This window comes from Stenotrophomonas sp. 278 (assembly GCF_003935715.1).
Lineage (GTDB): Bacteria > Pseudomonadota > Gammaproteobacteria > Xanthomonadales > Xanthomonadaceae > Stenotrophomonas > Stenotrophomonas maltophilia_AH.
In genome coordinates, this window is the sequence record NZ_RHPP01000109.1 from 1 (window position 1) to 14,984 (window position 14,984).

At 65.3% G+C, this 14,984-nt stretch carries 11 protein-coding genes and 1 tRNA gene; 5 read left to right on the forward strand and 7 right to left on the reverse strand.

Annotation, left to right across the window (positions count from 1 at the left end; all coding sequences use genetic code 11):
* Together EGJ34_RS16125 and EGJ34_RS16130 are read right to left on the reverse strand one after the other, a co-directional pair.
* The coding region (locus tag EGJ34_RS16125; protein WP_125361517.1) for an ROK family protein at positions 1-885 on the reverse strand (885 nt) is incomplete at its 3' end.
* A gap of 13 nt (positions 886-898) precedes the next feature.
* Complete coding sequence (locus EGJ34_RS16130) at positions 899-2,056, reverse strand: SIS domain-containing protein (RefSeq protein WP_125361518.1); 1,158 nt, start codon at positions 2,054-2,056, stop codon at positions 899-901.
* A 387-nt stretch (positions 2,057-2,443) separates the two neighbouring features.
* Here EGJ34_RS16130 and EGJ34_RS16135 point away from each other — a divergent pair, with 387 nt between their 5' ends.
* Together EGJ34_RS16135 and EGJ34_RS16140 are read left to right on the forward strand one after the other, a co-directional pair.
* Positions 2,444-5,425 carry a TonB-dependent receptor gene (locus EGJ34_RS16135; RefSeq protein WP_125361519.1) on the forward strand — a complete coding sequence of 994 codons (2,982 nt, stop codon included), beginning with the start codon at positions 2,444-2,446 and terminating at the stop codon, positions 5,423-5,425.
* A 24-nt stretch (positions 5,426-5,449) separates the two neighbouring features.
* On the forward strand, positions 5,450-6,805 hold the full coding sequence (locus EGJ34_RS16140; protein ID WP_125361520.1) for a Gfo/Idh/MocA family oxidoreductase: 1,356 nt from the start codon (positions 5,450-5,452) through the stop codon (positions 6,803-6,805).
* A 99-nt stretch (positions 6,806-6,904) separates the two neighbouring features.
* Here EGJ34_RS16140 and EGJ34_RS16145 read toward each other — a convergent pair whose 3' ends face one another.
* Positions 6,905-7,540, reverse strand: coding sequence for a LysE family translocator (locus EGJ34_RS16145; RefSeq protein WP_125361521.1), 636 nt, complete (start codon positions 7,538-7,540; stop codon positions 6,905-6,907).
* Positions 7,537-8,394, reverse strand: a complete 858-nt coding sequence (locus tag EGJ34_RS16150; RefSeq protein WP_125361522.1) for an NIPSNAP family protein — start codon at positions 8,392-8,394, stop codon at positions 7,537-7,539. The genes EGJ34_RS16145 and EGJ34_RS16150 overlap by 4 nt, the downstream gene beginning before the upstream one ends.
* A gap of 49 nt (positions 8,395-8,443) precedes the next feature.
* Between EGJ34_RS16150 and EGJ34_RS16155 the strand changes: the two genes are divergently transcribed.
* The gene (locus tag EGJ34_RS16155; protein WP_260477027.1) at positions 8,444-9,475 is read left to right on the forward strand and encodes a YafY family protein; all 1,032 of its coding nucleotides are present in this window, start codon (positions 8,444-8,446) and stop codon (positions 9,473-9,475) included.
* Between the two features lie 11 nt (positions 9,476-9,486).
* On the opposite strand, the gene EGJ34_RS16160 is transcribed toward EGJ34_RS16155, so the two are convergent.
* Together EGJ34_RS16160 and EGJ34_RS16170 are read right to left on the reverse strand one after the other, a co-directional pair.
* Positions 9,487-10,107 carry a glutathione S-transferase gene (locus tag EGJ34_RS16160; protein ID WP_125361523.1) on the reverse strand — a complete coding sequence of 207 codons (621 nt, stop codon included), beginning with the start codon at positions 10,105-10,107 and terminating at the stop codon, positions 9,487-9,489.
* Positions 10,108-10,489: 382 nt separating this feature from the next.
* Positions 10,490-10,566 (reverse strand) — tRNA-Arg (locus tag EGJ34_RS16170).
* Positions 10,567-10,732: 166 nt separating this feature from the next.
* Here EGJ34_RS16170 and ubiA point away from each other — a divergent pair.
* Together ubiA and EGJ34_RS16180 are read left to right on the forward strand one after the other, a co-directional pair.
* Complete coding sequence (gene ubiA / locus EGJ34_RS16175; protein WP_125361526.1) at positions 10,733-11,626, forward strand: 4-hydroxybenzoate octaprenyltransferase; 894 nt, start codon at positions 10,733-10,735, stop codon at positions 11,624-11,626.
* 79 nt (positions 11,627-11,705) lie between these two features.
* Positions 11,706-13,136, forward strand: coding sequence for a TIGR00366 family protein (locus EGJ34_RS16180; protein ID WP_185750210.1), 1,431 nt, complete (start codon positions 11,706-11,708; stop codon positions 13,134-13,136).
* Between the two features lie 21 nt (positions 13,137-13,157).
* Here EGJ34_RS16180 and EGJ34_RS16185 read toward each other — a convergent pair.
* Positions 13,158-14,984, reverse strand: a 1,827-nt coding sequence (locus EGJ34_RS16185) for a hypothetical protein (protein ID WP_221740422.1), incomplete at its 5' end; no start/stop codon positions are given.

The window sequence follows — 14,984 nt, forward strand, 5'->3', positions numbered from 1 at the left end:
GCGCGCGCCACCGGCGTCGCCGAACACCGGCGGCAGAATCGGCGGCACCCGCACCCCGGCAAACAGGTAGGGCGCAATGGCGGCAGGAAGATCGCAATACAGTGGTTCGAGCTTGGAGAGACCACCGCCAAGGACGATGACGTGCGGATCCAATGCCAGGATCAGGCTGGCAAAGCAGTAACCCAACAGGTCGCGGTGAATGGCCAACGCGCGCTGGGCGGCGGCATCGCCACCGTTGGCGCGTTCCACCACCTGCTGCGCATCCAGCGCCTCGCCGCCCTGGCGGGCATGGATCAGCGCCAGTCCGCTGCCGGACACATAGCGCTCCAGGCAGCCGCGCAGACCGCAGCCGCAGTCCAGCAACGGCAGGTCGTGGCGCAGCTGCAGGGTGGCGGGCAGGCTCCAGTGCCCCCACTCGCCGGCCATGCCGTTGTTGCCGGCCACCAGACGCCCGTCCTTGCAGTAGCCTCCGCCAGCACCCGTGCCGAGGATCACCCCGAACATGCTCGGATAGCCGTCGGCCGCGCCGCCCTGCGCTTCGGAAAGCGCAAAGCACTGCAGGTCGTTGCCCAGCGCCAGGGGGCGCTGCAGGCGCGCCTGCAGGTCTACGCCCACCGTGCGCCCGGTCAGGGCCGGGACGTTGGCGCTGAGTTGGCGGCCGCTGTCGGCGTCGCGCACGCCGGGCAGGGCGACGCCAACGGCCTGGCAGGCAAGACCCAGCGTCTTGTCTACCTGCTCTACCAGTGCGGCCACGCTGTCGAGGAACGCCGCGTAGTCATGGCACGGCGTCGCCACGCGTTGACGGTGCAGGACCGCGCCGCGCGCGTCGCAGGCCGCCAGTTCAATCTTGGTGCCGCCAATGTCGATGCCGTACCAGGTCTGCATGCGCCGCTTCTGCTCAGCCGTGGGAATGAATGGTCACACCCTGTACCACGCGGTTGACCGTGCCGTCCGGGAAAGGGTTGTCCGGAGTGAAGCCCATCGCGGCCGAACGCTGCAGCGCATAGCCCTGTGCCACCAGCAGCCACAACGGAGACAGCCAGCTGTCGGAGAAATCAGGGACGTCGAGTTCGAAGTCGCCTTCGGCACGGTCTGCGCCGGATGGGCCGACGGAAATGACCCTTCCGGCAATCCCGTCGCGGCGCAGTTCGTCCAGCAGGTCCTGCTCGTAACGCCGCGCCAGCGGCTGCACACTGCGCAGCATCACCACCAGCGTGTTGCCATCGAGGGTGGACTTGGGCCCATGTCGGAAGCCCAACGGCGTGTTGGACAGGGCCAGCACCCGACCGGCGGTGAGCTCCAGCACTTTCAGGGCGGCTTCGCGCGCGCTGGCTTCCAGCGGACCGCTGCCCAGGTAGATGACTCGCGTGCACGGCCACTGCGCCAGCGTCGTGATGGCGGCATCCCACTGGTGCAGGGCGGCACGGCCGTGTTCGGCCAGGGCGCGCAGCCGCGCCACGCGTTCTGCCCAGGGCGCTTGATCGAACACGGCCAGTGCGGCCAGCAGCATGCAGCTGAGACTGCTGGTCATGGCGAAGGCCTGGTCGCAGCTGTCCGGCGGCATCAGCAGCGAGCAGGTGTCCTGCCGTCCGCTGCCATGCCGTGCCAAGGCACCATGGGCATTGCAGGTGATGTGCAGGAACCGCGCGGACGGCACGCTGGCCTGGACCTGCTCGACCACGGCCACGCTTTCCGGGCTGGAACCGCTGCGGCCAAAGCTGACCAGCAGGGTCGGGCGGTCGGCCTTCAGATACAGCTGCGGGTGGGTCAGCAGGCTGGTGGTGTGAACGGCACGGATGTCGGCCGGCCACTGTGCGTTGATCGCGTCAGCGGCCATCTCGGCGATGAAGCCGGAACTGCCGGCACCGGTGAAGATCACCCGCTGTTCCGGCTGCGACAAGGCCGAACCCAGGAAGGCCTCGAGCGTGGGCTGGGCGGTTTCAAGCAGGTCGGCCACGGCAGCCCACAGCGCAGGCTGCTGGACGATTTCCCCGGCAGTGTGGGCACCGCCGCGGGACTGCCAGGCGGCGAGGTCGAAGAGTGGGGGCAGTTGCATACGTGCTTCCTGTTGGACGGGGTCACGATCTGTGTTTTCTTTCGAAATGTCAATTATCGAAAGATTTAAAAAAGTTTGCCCGGTCACAGTTTTCGACTTGGTTGTCGCGACCTGCTCGGAATCGCTTCCGTATCCCGCTGTGTCGAAAGCGAAAATCTGCGCATTCATAAGCGATTTAGAAAGTGGTGCCCTGCATCAACTTTCGTTTGTCGTAAAAAACTCCTTCTTTTTGCTTTCACTTTGTTGACATCTTTCGAGCGGCTGCCCTAGAGTCGGCCGCAGGGAGCCACTCCCCGTTTTCTCATCCACCTCACCGTTCTCCGTCTGCAGCCTGCGTGGCTGCGGTGCGGGTAACTGTTGCCGGAACAAACCGCACGAGGAGCCAAGATGTTGAACGTACGCCACCGCCAACGCCGCATCCCCGCCACCCGTTTATCGCTTGCACTGGGCGTCGCCCTGATCGGAGCCGCGCCGGCCTTCGCCCAGGACAGCGCCGCTGACAGCACCCCCGACGAACGCACCACCGAACTGAGCCGGGTCCAGGTCACTGGATCCAACATCCGCCGCTCGGATGTGGAAACCAGCTCCCCGGTGCAGGTGATCCGCAAGCAGGACATCGAGAACATGGGCGCGCGCACGCTGCTGCAGGTGCTGGACAACCTGCCGGCCGCGCGGCCGGCGCAGCAGGATTCGCGCTCGCTGTTCACCGGGTCCGACGGGGCTTCGCAGGCCAACCTGCGGGGACTGGGCGCGCAGGGCACGCTGGTGCTGCTCAATGGCCGTCGCCTGTCGTACTACGGCGCGCCGGCCGGCTTCCAGACCCAGTTCGTCAACATCGACGCCATTCCCGCCGCGGCCATCGAGCGCATGGAGGTGCTGACCGACGGGGCATCAGCGGTATACGGCACCGATGCGGTGGCCGGTGTGATCAACGTGATCACCAAGCGCGATTACCAGGGGGCCGAAGTCAGCCTCACCACGGACACCTCCTCGCGCATTGATTCCTATGGCGAGCACCAGGCCAGCATCACCGCGGGGTTCGGCGACCTGGATGCGGACCGCTACAACGTCTATGCCAGCGTCAATCTGTACCGCCGCGACGCCATTCCGCTCAGCGACTACTACGACAAGCGGCCCAGCCAGTACTACGTCAACAACCCGAACTACCTCAACAACCTGCGCCTGGGCATCGGCAGCCGGCCCGGTGAGTTCAACCCCGGCACCTACTTCGCCTTCGACCCGGTCACCGGGGCGCGCCGCCAGGAAGCGGCACCGGGCTGCAACACCGCCATCACTGAGGCCTCCGGTACCCGCTGCGTGTGGGAAACCTGGATGAACCGCGAGATAGACTCCGGCGCCGAGACCAAGCGCAACACCGCCTACATCAGCTCGCGGTTCCTGCTGGGTGACAGCACCGAGGCCTTTGCCGAAGCCACGTACACCGACATCGACCTGCGCGCGAACGCCGGTACTCCGAACGCGTACGGCACCACGACCGGTAACCCCACCAGCTGGTTCTCGCGCAATACCGGCACTACCGTCAATCAGTTCCGCACGCCGTTCCTGGGGCCCAACAACGTCTACAACAACGCCAGCCCGGAGCTGAAGGCGCTGATGGGCGGCGTGGTGGGTCTCAACTATCTGCTGCAGGACGTCGGCGCGGGTCACTTCGGCCAGCGCAATACCGATCAGAGCTACCGCGTGCTGGCCGGCCTGCGGGGTGACATCGCCGCCTGGAACTGGGAAACCGCGTTCGCGACCGCCGGCACCCATTCGGTGACCTACCAGACCATCAACGTCAACCTTGAGGGCTTCGAGCGCGCATTCGGCCCGTACAGCATCGACCCGGGAACCGGCCGGGTGATCATTTCCGATAATCCTGCCTACCAGTTCGGCGCGATCAACGACGCCAACGCGGCGTTGATCCGCGAGGCCTTCCCGACGTTCGACATCCAGTCCTGGACACGCCTGCACACTCTGGACGGCAAGATCGAAGGGCCGCTGTTCCAGCTGCCGGCCGGTGAAATGCGTGCGGCGTTTGGTTTCAACGCCAGCCGCGAGACCTTCTACACCCCGGGCAACGCAGACGCCGCCAATGGACTGATCACCCAGCAGGGCGGCTCCTGGTTTGATGGCAAGCGCAATACCTATGCGCTGTTCGCCGAAACGGTGGCCCCGATCACCGACAAGCTGGAACTGGATGCAGCGCTGCGCGTGGACAAGTACCCCAACTTCAGCGCCAACCTCGCGCCCAAGATCGGCCTGAAATACCAGGTGCTGCCACAGCTGTTGCTGCGTGGCACCTACTCGGAAGGCTTCCGCGCGCCCAGTCTTGCCGAAGCCGGTACCGGCGGTGTGTTCGCCCAGCTGGGCGGTTTTGAAGACGATGTACGCTGTGATGAGACCAACGCCATCGCCAACCTGCTGCGGCAGTCGGCGCGCAGCGGCGACGTGGACCTGGGCAACAGCCTGCTCAACACGGACTGCAGCCGTACCGTGGCGCGCATGACCCAGCCCAACCAGGACCTGAAACCCGAGAAGGCGAAGATCTCCACGCTGGGCCTGGTCTATGAACCTGCCAGCTGGTTGAGTGTGTCCGCCGACTATTGGTTCATCTATCGGCGCAACGAGATCGCCGCGCCGGACTACAGCAAGCCCGAAGACATCCTGTCGATGACCCGCAACCCGATCAGCGACGCCGACCGCGCCAATGTCGAGGCGGTGGCGGCGATGTGCGCCGACCCGGCCAGCGGCGTGGTCTGCCCGGGCACGCTGCCCGGCTACAGCGTGGGTAACGTGTCCAGCGTGGTCGGCCAGTACAAGAACCAGGGTCGCACGCTGGTGGACGGCTTCGACATCGACGCACGCAGCCGCTTCAGCCTGGGCGACTTCGGCAGCCTGAACATCGGGATGGCGGCCACCATCGCCCGCCGCAAGCAGTATTACATCGACGACGTCTCGCGCTGGTACTACGGCAACACCATCGGCTACTACAACAACCCGCGTCTGCGCGCCACCTTGAATGCCGACTGGACGTATCGCCAGGTCACCACCAGCGTCTTCGTCAACTACGTGGGCACCACCAAGTGGGCCTATGATCAGATCGACGCCGAGGACAACAATCCGGAGACCTGCACGGCCAGTCGGCTGCCGTTGAATCCGGCGCAGTGCGGCGGGGTGCCGTCGTGGTGGACCGCCAACCTGAGCGTGGGCTGGCGACCGGACGAGCACTGGACGATTGGATTGACGGTCAAGAACCTGTTCGACCGTCTGCCGTTCTACGACCCCCAGGGCTTCCTTGGGGACTCCAGTGACTATGCCAGCATCTACGGGCGCAGCTACAGTCTGCAGCTCGGCTACCGGTTCTGACCTTTACCAGCGGAGCAATGTTTCATGAAGCGTAGGGAATTCCTCGCGGCCAGCGCCGCACTCGCCGCCACCAGTCTTCTGCCCGACACGCCGGCATGGGCGAAAACACGCAAGGTCAAACTTGGCCTGATCGGCACCGGCATGCGCGGCCAGGTGCTGCTGAAGGAACTGGTCCGCCGCGACGACGTCGAGGTGGTGGCGCTGTGCGATATCGAACCGATCATGCTCAAGCGCGGCCTGGACATGGTGGCCAAGGCCGGCAAGCCCGCGCCTACTGCCTATGGCCAGGATCGCGACGTCAACGCGTGGAAGCGCCTGCTCGAGCAGCGTGGACTGGATGGGGTGATCATTGCCACCCCATGGGAATACCACGCGCCGATGGCGATTGCCGCCATGCAGGCCAAGGTGGCGGTGGGCTGCGAAGTGGTGGCCGGCATCACCCTGCAGGACCACTGGGATGTACTTAATGCCCAGTTGGCCACCGGCACACCCTACATGCTGCTGGAGAACGTCTGCTACCGGCGTGACGTGATGGCCGCGCTGCAGATGGTGCGCGAAGGACTGTTCGGTGAGCTGGTGCACCTGCAGGGTGGCTACCAGCATGACCTGCGCGGGGTGAAGTTCAATTCCGGTGACCCCAGCCAGCCGTACGACAGCGGTGTGGAGTTCGGTCCCAAGGGCTGGTCGGAAGCGCGCTGGCGCACCGCGCATTCGGTGAACCGCAACGGTGAGCTGTACCCCAGCCACGGCATCGGCCCGTGCGCCATGTACACCGGCATCAACCGTGGTAATCGCTTCACCCACATCAACGCATTCGCCAGCAAGGCGCGCGGCCTGCATGAGTACACCGTGGCCAAAAGCGGTGGTACCGCCCACCCCAGCACCCAGGTGAAGTTCAAGCTGGGCGACATCGTCACCACCACGCTGGCGTGCGAGAACGGCGAGACCATCCTGCTGCAGCACGACACCTCGCTGCCGCGTCCCTACTCGCTGGGCTTCCGCGTGCAGGGCACCAAGGGGCTGTGGATGGACCTCAACCAGTCCATCCATATCGAAGGCCGCAGCCCGCCACACAAGTGGGAGGACTTCCAGGTCTACCAGGACAAGTACGAGCACCCGCTGTGGAAGCAGAACGCGGCCACCGCTGCCAGTGCGGGGCACGGCGGCATGGACTGGTTCGTCATCCACGCGTTCGTGGAAGCCTTGAAGGCGCGTGCGCCGATGCCGATCGACATCTATGACGCAGTGACCTGGAGTGCGATCACGCCATTGTCCGAGCAGTCCATCGCCAACAGCTTCCAGACCCTGGAGTTCCCGGACTTCACGGCGGGTGCCTGGAAACAGCGCAAGCCGATCTTCGCCTTCGACGGCCGCTACTGAATCGAACGCCGTGCGGCCGCCGTCATCCGCCTTGCCGTAGAGCCGGGCTCTGCCCGGCTGCGCCGTGACCGTGCACCGCCAGCCGGGCAGAGCCCGGCTCTACGAAAGGTGCCAGCCCTCCCACGCGGTAAACGCTGCCGCCGCAATGAGCATCAAGCCAACCAGACGCGCGAGCAGCAGATCCGTGGCAGGCTTCGAGCCAAGCCAGGCTTTTACGCGGTCCCCAGCCAGCGCCATGCCGCCGTACACGGCGGCCTGGCAGGTTGCGATGATCACCCAGAGTGCCAGTGCCTGAAGCCAGAGAGGGCCATACTCAGGCTTCAGGAACTGCGGAAAAACAGCCAGCATGAAGAGATAGGCCTTGGGGTTGAGGAGGCAGGTTGCCATGCCCTTGCCGAACGTCGCCGCACCGCTCCGCACGCGCGTCGATGGCGAAGCGCCGAACGCAACCCGACTACGCAGCAAGGACCATCCAATCCACGCAATGTAAAGCGCGCCAGCCACGAGCATGAGATTGAACGCTGTCGGCACCAGCTTCAGTACCACCAGGACGCCCAGTGCGCCCAGCAATACGTGGCATGCGCCACCTGCGATGACACCGGCGGTCGCCAACAACCCCGAGCGTTGGCCGCCGACCAGAGAGCTGGCCATGACGTAGGCCATATCAAGCCCGGGTAGCAGGACGACGCCCAGAACCATCAGGAAGAACAACCAGAGATGGGCGGTCTCGATCATGGCATGTCCTGATCGGTGGCCGCATCGAGGACCGGCCAGCGCAATCGTGAACGCGGAGTCGGATCCATCACAATGCGCTCGATGGAGTCTCGCAGCCCGCCGAATTCGGTCATTACCTGCTCGACCTCGTCCATTCGCTGTGAGAGCGCCCGCAGCGCCGCGTCATCCTGAGCCAGGCCAAGCCATACCAGCCAAGGACCGTCCTGGCGGATTGGCAGCTGCGGAAAGTTGTTGGGCACATCCAATGTCACCAGCACACCCGCGGTTCTTACGCCCTGGCTGTCGTATGCCAGGAATGCCTTCTCTGCGTGCGAGGAAAACGCCTCCATCTGTTCTTTCTCGACAGGAAATATCTGTGCCACGAAGATGCCGCGTGCACCGCCTGGCTCAAGCACAGGGTCGACAGCAGGCAGCACGGTAATGCCTGTTCCAGCGTGAAGCGGGCGCATCAGCATCACGTTGTCGCTGTCGGGCAGGACCGCGTTGACCTTGGCGCGATGCTCGCGCCATAGGGGGCCGTAGTAAAAGGCAGCGTTCACCACGGGTCGCGCCTGTATGTCCTTGAATCCGCGCAGCCATACCACACGGTTTCTATCGTCGCGCTCGATGAACTGGCCAAATATCATGGCACCCAACTGCTCAAATGCCTCGGGAAAGTAGGTGTCGAAATAGCGTACGAAGTCGCCGCGCTTTCCAGGCGTGGTCGTGTAACGCCGCAGCTCAACGACCTGATACTCCTGGAGGTGCTTCACGCTGTCTGTGGCTGGCGCGGCGATGGATGGAGACGACGATTGCGCCGGGAGCGCGATGGCGCAAAGGCCGGTAATCAACAGGAACCGGTGGGCAATCTTCATTGGCGTTTCCAGTCAGTAGGATTCCAAGGGTCGGCGGGATCGCAGCTCGATGGCCCCGCCTCAGGAATCCTCAGGCTACGAACGAATCAGGCCGGAATCCGCCCTGATTGAAAGTACAATCATCGCCATGAGCCTTCCGACGACGCGTGTTCTGACCGTCCTTGAGCTTCTTCAAGCCCATGGCCGCATGAGCGGTCCCGAGCTGGCACGGCGCGTGGGTGTCGACGGCCGTACCCTGCGTCGCTACGTAGCCTCATTGGAGGAGATCGGCATTCCGGTCACCGCAGAGCGTGGTCGCCATGGCGGTTACGCCTTGGTGCCGGGCTTCAAGCTGCCCCCGATGGCGTTCACCAACGACGAGGGACTTGCGCTGGCGCTTGGCCTGCTTGCTGCGCGGAGCATGGGCCTGTCGGGCGTGGTGCCCTCCGTCGCCAGCGCACATGCCAAGCTCGAGCGGGTGATGCCGGAGTCGCTCAAACAGCGCGTCCGTGCAATTGACGACACCGTGGCGCTGGATCTCGCCCAAGCTGACTCGAACGGTACCCACACCGACAATTCCGCGCTGGTGATACTCAGTCAGGCTGCCCGGGCGCGACAGCGTGTCCACCTGATCTACCGTACCGATAGCGGTGCCAGCGAACGCGACGTTGATCCCTGGGGCCTGGCATGGCGCGGCGGCCGCTGGTACGCCGTCGGGTACTGTCACCTGCGCAGTGGTCTACGCTCGTTCCGGCTTGACCGCATCGAGCATGTGCATGCCGTGCCGGTGAGTTTCGGCCGTCCAGAAGGCTTTGACGTACTTGCACACCTGGTCTCTTCGATGGCCACGCGTTCCCGGACCCACGCGATTGAAGTGCTGTTGCGTGCTGATATCACTACGGCGCAACGTGAAATATTCGAAACCATCGGCGCACTTGAACCCGCTGGCGACAGCACACTTCTGCGTGCTCAAGCTGATGACCTTGATTGGTTCGCGCGTGAGTTGTCACGACTGCCATTCGAATTCGAGATCCGTCAGCCTGATGCACTCCGAGCGGCATTGCTGGCCCAGGTTGCGCGCTTGCAACGCCTCGCGTCCTAGCGGCCACCGCCTTACCTGTCGCGTGTCTCGCCTGACAACGGCGTCCATCGCATCGACTCTCGCCGTTCGAAGGCATCGAACCATTCCACCAACCGGGGATGTCCGTCGCGGAAATCCGGAAGGTCGCGAAACGCGATCCAGCTCAAGGCGGTCGCCACGGCGATGTGCCCCACATGGACGGGTTCATTGCCGTCGATTTCCTGTTCAAGCCACTCATAGGTGGTCAGGAGCTTGTCCGTATAGCCGTCGCGTAGTGGTGCATAACGCAGCTCGGCAGGCCGTCGAACCGTTTCCCAGCGTAGTGCGATGCCAGCGTCGCACACGCCTTGCGCCGCGGCCTGGAGACGGAGCGCGCGCCAACGCGCCTCGCCCTCCTGCGGGATGAGGCGTGGTCCCGCATGCTGCGTGTCAAGGTAGGCGCAGATCACGTCCGAGTCGAAGATCGCATCGCCATCGGGGCGGAGCAGCACCGGTACCTTGCCCAGGGGATTGCGGGCGAGCACCTCCGCATTCTTCACCGTCGGGCTGGTTTCCTGGTGGATGACCTCAAGTGAGGTGGCGATCCCAGCCTCGTATGCGAAAACGAGCGCTTTGCGGGCGTAAGGCGAGTGGGTCTGGTAAAGAAGCTTCATCGTCACCTCGTGATCGGAGCTGGAATGCTAGATGCGCGGTTCGCGCCGTCAAGCGGCGAATTCTTCCCAAGCGTTCTATGTGACGGGCGAGGCGGACTTCATCCTGGTGATCACCGCACCAGACACGGAAACCTACGATGCCCCCTGGTGGCATGCATGGTGGGTGAGAATGCCAACGTCAAACGTTTCACCACCAATGTTGCACTGATCGTGGTCAAACGTGGCCTGACCATTCCGGTTTCTGCCGAACCGGAAGACTGACGGGCGGCGCGACTTCGCTGCAGGTCATGCGTCACCCTGCCGATCGCCGCTATCGGCAGTCGTCTGTCGACCGACTCTACCGCCGGTTGTCGGCGACCAAGGGGAACCTGCAAAGGGAAAATGGCGCGCCCGGAGGGATTCGAACCCCCGACCAATGGCTTCGGAAGCCACTACTCTATCCGGCTGAGCTACGGGCGCGTTGTAGAACCGCCACGCCGTCAGCACAGGGCCGGGGCGGGCATCGCAGCGCCAAGTAGCGGTGCGGGAGGGGCATTCTAGCGGTAAACGCGGCGCAGGTCTGCCCCCCATGAACGAATGGACCGTGCAAGCCCGTCCCCGGGTGGCCTGGCGTATCCTTGTGGGCATGGCTTACGAACGTTTCGATGCCCCTGCCGACGCGCCGCCGTCGCGTTGGGGCCAGTACTGGAAACTCATGCGCGCCGATCGCCCGATCGGCACCCTGCTGCTGCTGTGGCCCACGTGGTGGGCGTTGTGGCTGGCGGCCGGGGGAATGCCGCCGCTGTGGACCCTGTTTGTGTTCACGGCGGGGGTCTGGCTGACGCGATCGGCCGGTTGTGTCATCAACGACTATGCCGACCGCTGGCTGGACCCGCACGTCAAGCGCACCAAGGACCGGCCGCTGGCCAGCGGCCGGGTGAGCGGGCGCGAGGCGCTGCTGCTGTTTGCCGGGCTGATGCTGGCCGCGTTCGCGCTGGTGCTGAGCATGAACGCCCTGACCATTGGCATGAGCTTCATCGGCGTGTTCCTGGCCGCCAGCTACCCCTACCTGAAACGCTACACCCATCTGCCGCAGGTCTACCTGGGCCTGGCGTTCGGCTGGGGCATCCCGATGGCCTTTGCCGCCGTGCAGGGCGAGGTGCCGGTGATCGGCTGGTTGCTGTACGGGGCCAACATCCTGTGGTCCACCGCCTATGACACCTGGTACGCGATGGTCGACCGCGACGACGACCTGAAAATGGGCTCGCATTCGACCGCGATTCTGTTCGGTGACCTGGACCTGGTGATCCAGGGCATCCTGTACGCATTGTTCCTGGGGGCATTGGCACTGGTAGGCCTGCGCGGCGAACTGGGGTCGGCGTACTGGGTCGGGCTGGGCGTGGCCGCCGCTTTGATCGTGTACCAGTTTCACCTGTGCTGGCACCGCGACCGTGACCGTTGCTTCAAGGCGTTCCTGCACAACAACTGGGTCGGTGCGGCGGTGTTTGCGGGGATCGCGGCCGCGCTGGCCTGGCCCTGAGCGCGACCCGACCAATGGGTTACTGACAATCCAGGCTGCCGTCGCGAGAATTCCGCAATCGAACCTGGGAGGGTAGTGCATGGCCAACACGGCATCGGCGGCGGCACAGGACGGCTGGATGGCGCGCGCTGCGCTGCGCTCGGCGGCCTGGGCAGAGAAGTGGTTCCCCGACGCATACGTCTTCGCAGTGCTGGGCGTGGTGATCGTGGCGCTGGCCGCGATGAGCTTCGGTGCCACCCCGCAGGCCACCGCCAAAGCCTTTGGCGATGGCTTCTGGAGCCTGATTCCCTTCACCATGCAGATGGCCTTCGTGGTCATCGGCGGCTACGCGGTGGCCACGGCACCGGTGGTGGCGCGCTTCATCGACCTGTTGGCACGGGTGCCGCGCAGCGGTCGTGGCGCGGTGGTCTACGTGGGACTGGTCAGCATGCTGGCCTCGCTGCTCAGCTGGGGCTTTTCGCTGGTGTTCGGCGGCCTGCTGGTGCGCGCGCTGGCGCGCCGCCAGGACCTTCGCATGGATTACCGTGCTGCAGGTGCCTCGGCCTATCTCGGACTCGGTGCGGTCTGGGCGATGGGCCTGAGCTCGTCGGCGGCACAACTGCAGGCCAACCCGGCCAGCATGCCGCCAGGGCTGGTTGAGATCACCGGCGTGCTGCCGTTCACCGAAACCATCTTCCTGTGGCAGTCGATCGCATTGACGGCCGCATTGATCGTGGTCTCCCTGGTCATTGCCTGGATGACCGCGCCGGGTCCGGCCACCGCGCGCACGGCGGCGGATTTCGAAGGGGCGGCCCAGGCCGAACCCGAACCGCTGCCCGCACGCACCCGCGCCGGTGAGTGGCTGGAGTACAGCCCGCTGCTGACCGTGCTGTTGTCGCTGCTGGCCTTCGGCTGGTTGTTCAGTGAGTTCGCCAGCAAGCCGGTGGTGACGGCCATTGCCAACCTCAACACCTACAACTTCCTGTTCATTTCGCTGGGCCTGCTGCTGCACTGGCGGCCGCGCAGCTTCCTCAACGCGGTGGCCAAGGCTGTGCCCAGCACGACCGGCGTGCTGATCCAGTTCCCGCTGTACGGCGGCATCGCCATGATCCTGACCCACGCGGTGGGCAGCGGAGGGGAAACCCTGGCGCACCGGCTGTCCAGCGTGTTCGTGCATATCGCCACCACCGACACCTTCGCCCTGGTCATGGGGGTGTACTCGGCGGTGCTGGGCTTCTTCGTGCCCTCCGGTGGCGGCAAGTGGATCATCGAAGCGCCCTACGTGATGCAGGCGGCCAATGAACTCCACGCCCACCTGGGCTGGGCGGTGCAGGTCTACAACGCCGCCGAGGCATTGCCCAACCTCATCAATCCATTCTGGATGCTGCCGCTGCTGGGTGTGCTGGGACTGAAAGCGCGCGACATCGTCGGTTTCACCTTCATCCAGCTGCTCGTGCACATTCCGCTGGTGCTTGGACTGTTGTGGCTGCTGGGCATGACCCTGACCTACGTTCCGCCGGTCATGCCCTGAACCTGCAGGGCGCGGCCGGGTTCATCCCGGTCGCGGCCAATGGGGAGCCCGACTGACGATCGCGTCCAGAATCAACTCGGTTCGCGCAGCTCCAAACTCCTGCTCCAGCACTGAGCGCAGACCGGCTCGGACGTGCTGGCGGAACTGTCGCGGTTCGGCCGGAAGAAACCGTTGCGCCGTGCGGATGGTGCTCTCCATCTGCCTGACCAGCGGCGCATGACGGGTCGCATCCATGCCCGCCCCCAGGTTGCCCTCCAGCAGCAGGTAGGCGCGCGATCGCGTTGGAACTCCGGCGTGACCCAGCACGGCGGGAAGCCGTTCACGCAGTTCTTCCAGCGCCGCGATGCGGATGCTGGCATCGGCGTGCCCGATCAGGATGGCCTGCAGCTGGCGCTGCCCGTTTTCCGCCCGTGCCGGCTCTTCGCCCGGGTGCTCAAGCTGCTCGCGCAGCATTGCATACAGCCGGCTGGCCCGCCGCGCAGTGTCCATCCCGTCGTCGACGTCGACGACCGCGTAGGACAGCGGCGGCTCGCACACTTCCAGTGGAGTGTCCTGCAGCCACTGCCGCATGCGCGCGTCCTCGCCGCTCAGCTGGCGCTCTTCCAAGGCGGCGTGTGCGGCGACCATGTCCACCCGTGCGTAGACCTGCAGCTCGCGCCTGTGCCGGGAGGCGGTGCCCGTGGTGCCATCAGCCGTGGACGGGTCCGGAGAGCCGGCGGCATGCTGCAGGGACAGTGCACCCTGGGTGATGCGTCGTCGCAGCAGATGACGGTGCCGGCGATGGGCATCGCGGTCGTCGCCCAGCGCGGTTACTTCCCAGCGCGGGGCGACCGCTTCCACGCAGGCGTTGAAGTCCCTCCAGGGCAGGTCGGGCAGCGTGGCCGCAAGGCGTCTGCATGCAGACAGCGGAGGCAACGCTTCGATGCCGGTTTCGTTACGGCCGGGACGCTGCACCAGAATGGCGGCATGCTTCTCGGCATGCGGCTGATTGATCCGTCCCAGCAGGCGGTCGCTGTCGACACCGTCCAGTTCGTGCTCCACATAGACCACGCCCAGTCGCGCGTCCTGAAGCGCAGGCACCGACCCGCAGCATATTTCCAGCTGGATGTCCGGCGGTGGAGCGCTGGACATTTGCTCAATGCTGTGGCCCTGCGCATCCAGTGCCAGGACCTGGGTGCGCAGGCGTCCGTCCTGCTCGAATGCATGCTGGTAGTCGCGGGCCTGCCGCGGCGTGGACACCAGCACCATCGCGCGTAGCGCGCGGCGATTGCGCAGCACCTTGTCGTGGTAATGCTCGACGATGTCCCGCACCCGGCCGGGCGTGCCAGGGCTGTCGCAACGGAACCTGTCGCCCACCACCGGCACGACCACGCCGTCGGTGATGGCGTGACGGTCGTCATACTGGTAGATGACAACGCCGGGGCGCGGCGCGGGAGGGTGGTGCGGCACCGGGGTCGAGGTGAACGTCAGCCAGGTGGCGTCGGGCAGGCGTGCCCGAAGCGCGACCAGCGCGGCCGGGTCGTGGGTCCAGAAGTCGGCATCCAGCAGCAGCACCGTGCCCGGTCCGGCATGCGCTGCCTCCGTCGTCGTGACTGCCCAGCGCAGCAGCGCGCTCACGCAGGTTTCCAGCGGTGCCGGTGCCCGCGCCTCGAAAAAAGCACGCAGCTGCCGTGACGGTGTCACGGGGCGTGTTCTCTGAGCATCGCGTGTCGAACCGGGCATCGACCGGGAAGGGTGCCGGACCGGGACAAGCAGCCGGAACGCTGCCAGTGTCGGGTCGTGCTCGAGCGCGGCGGCCAGCCATTGGCGGGCACGGCGCAGGCCGCAGCCGGGGCTGAGGCAGACCTG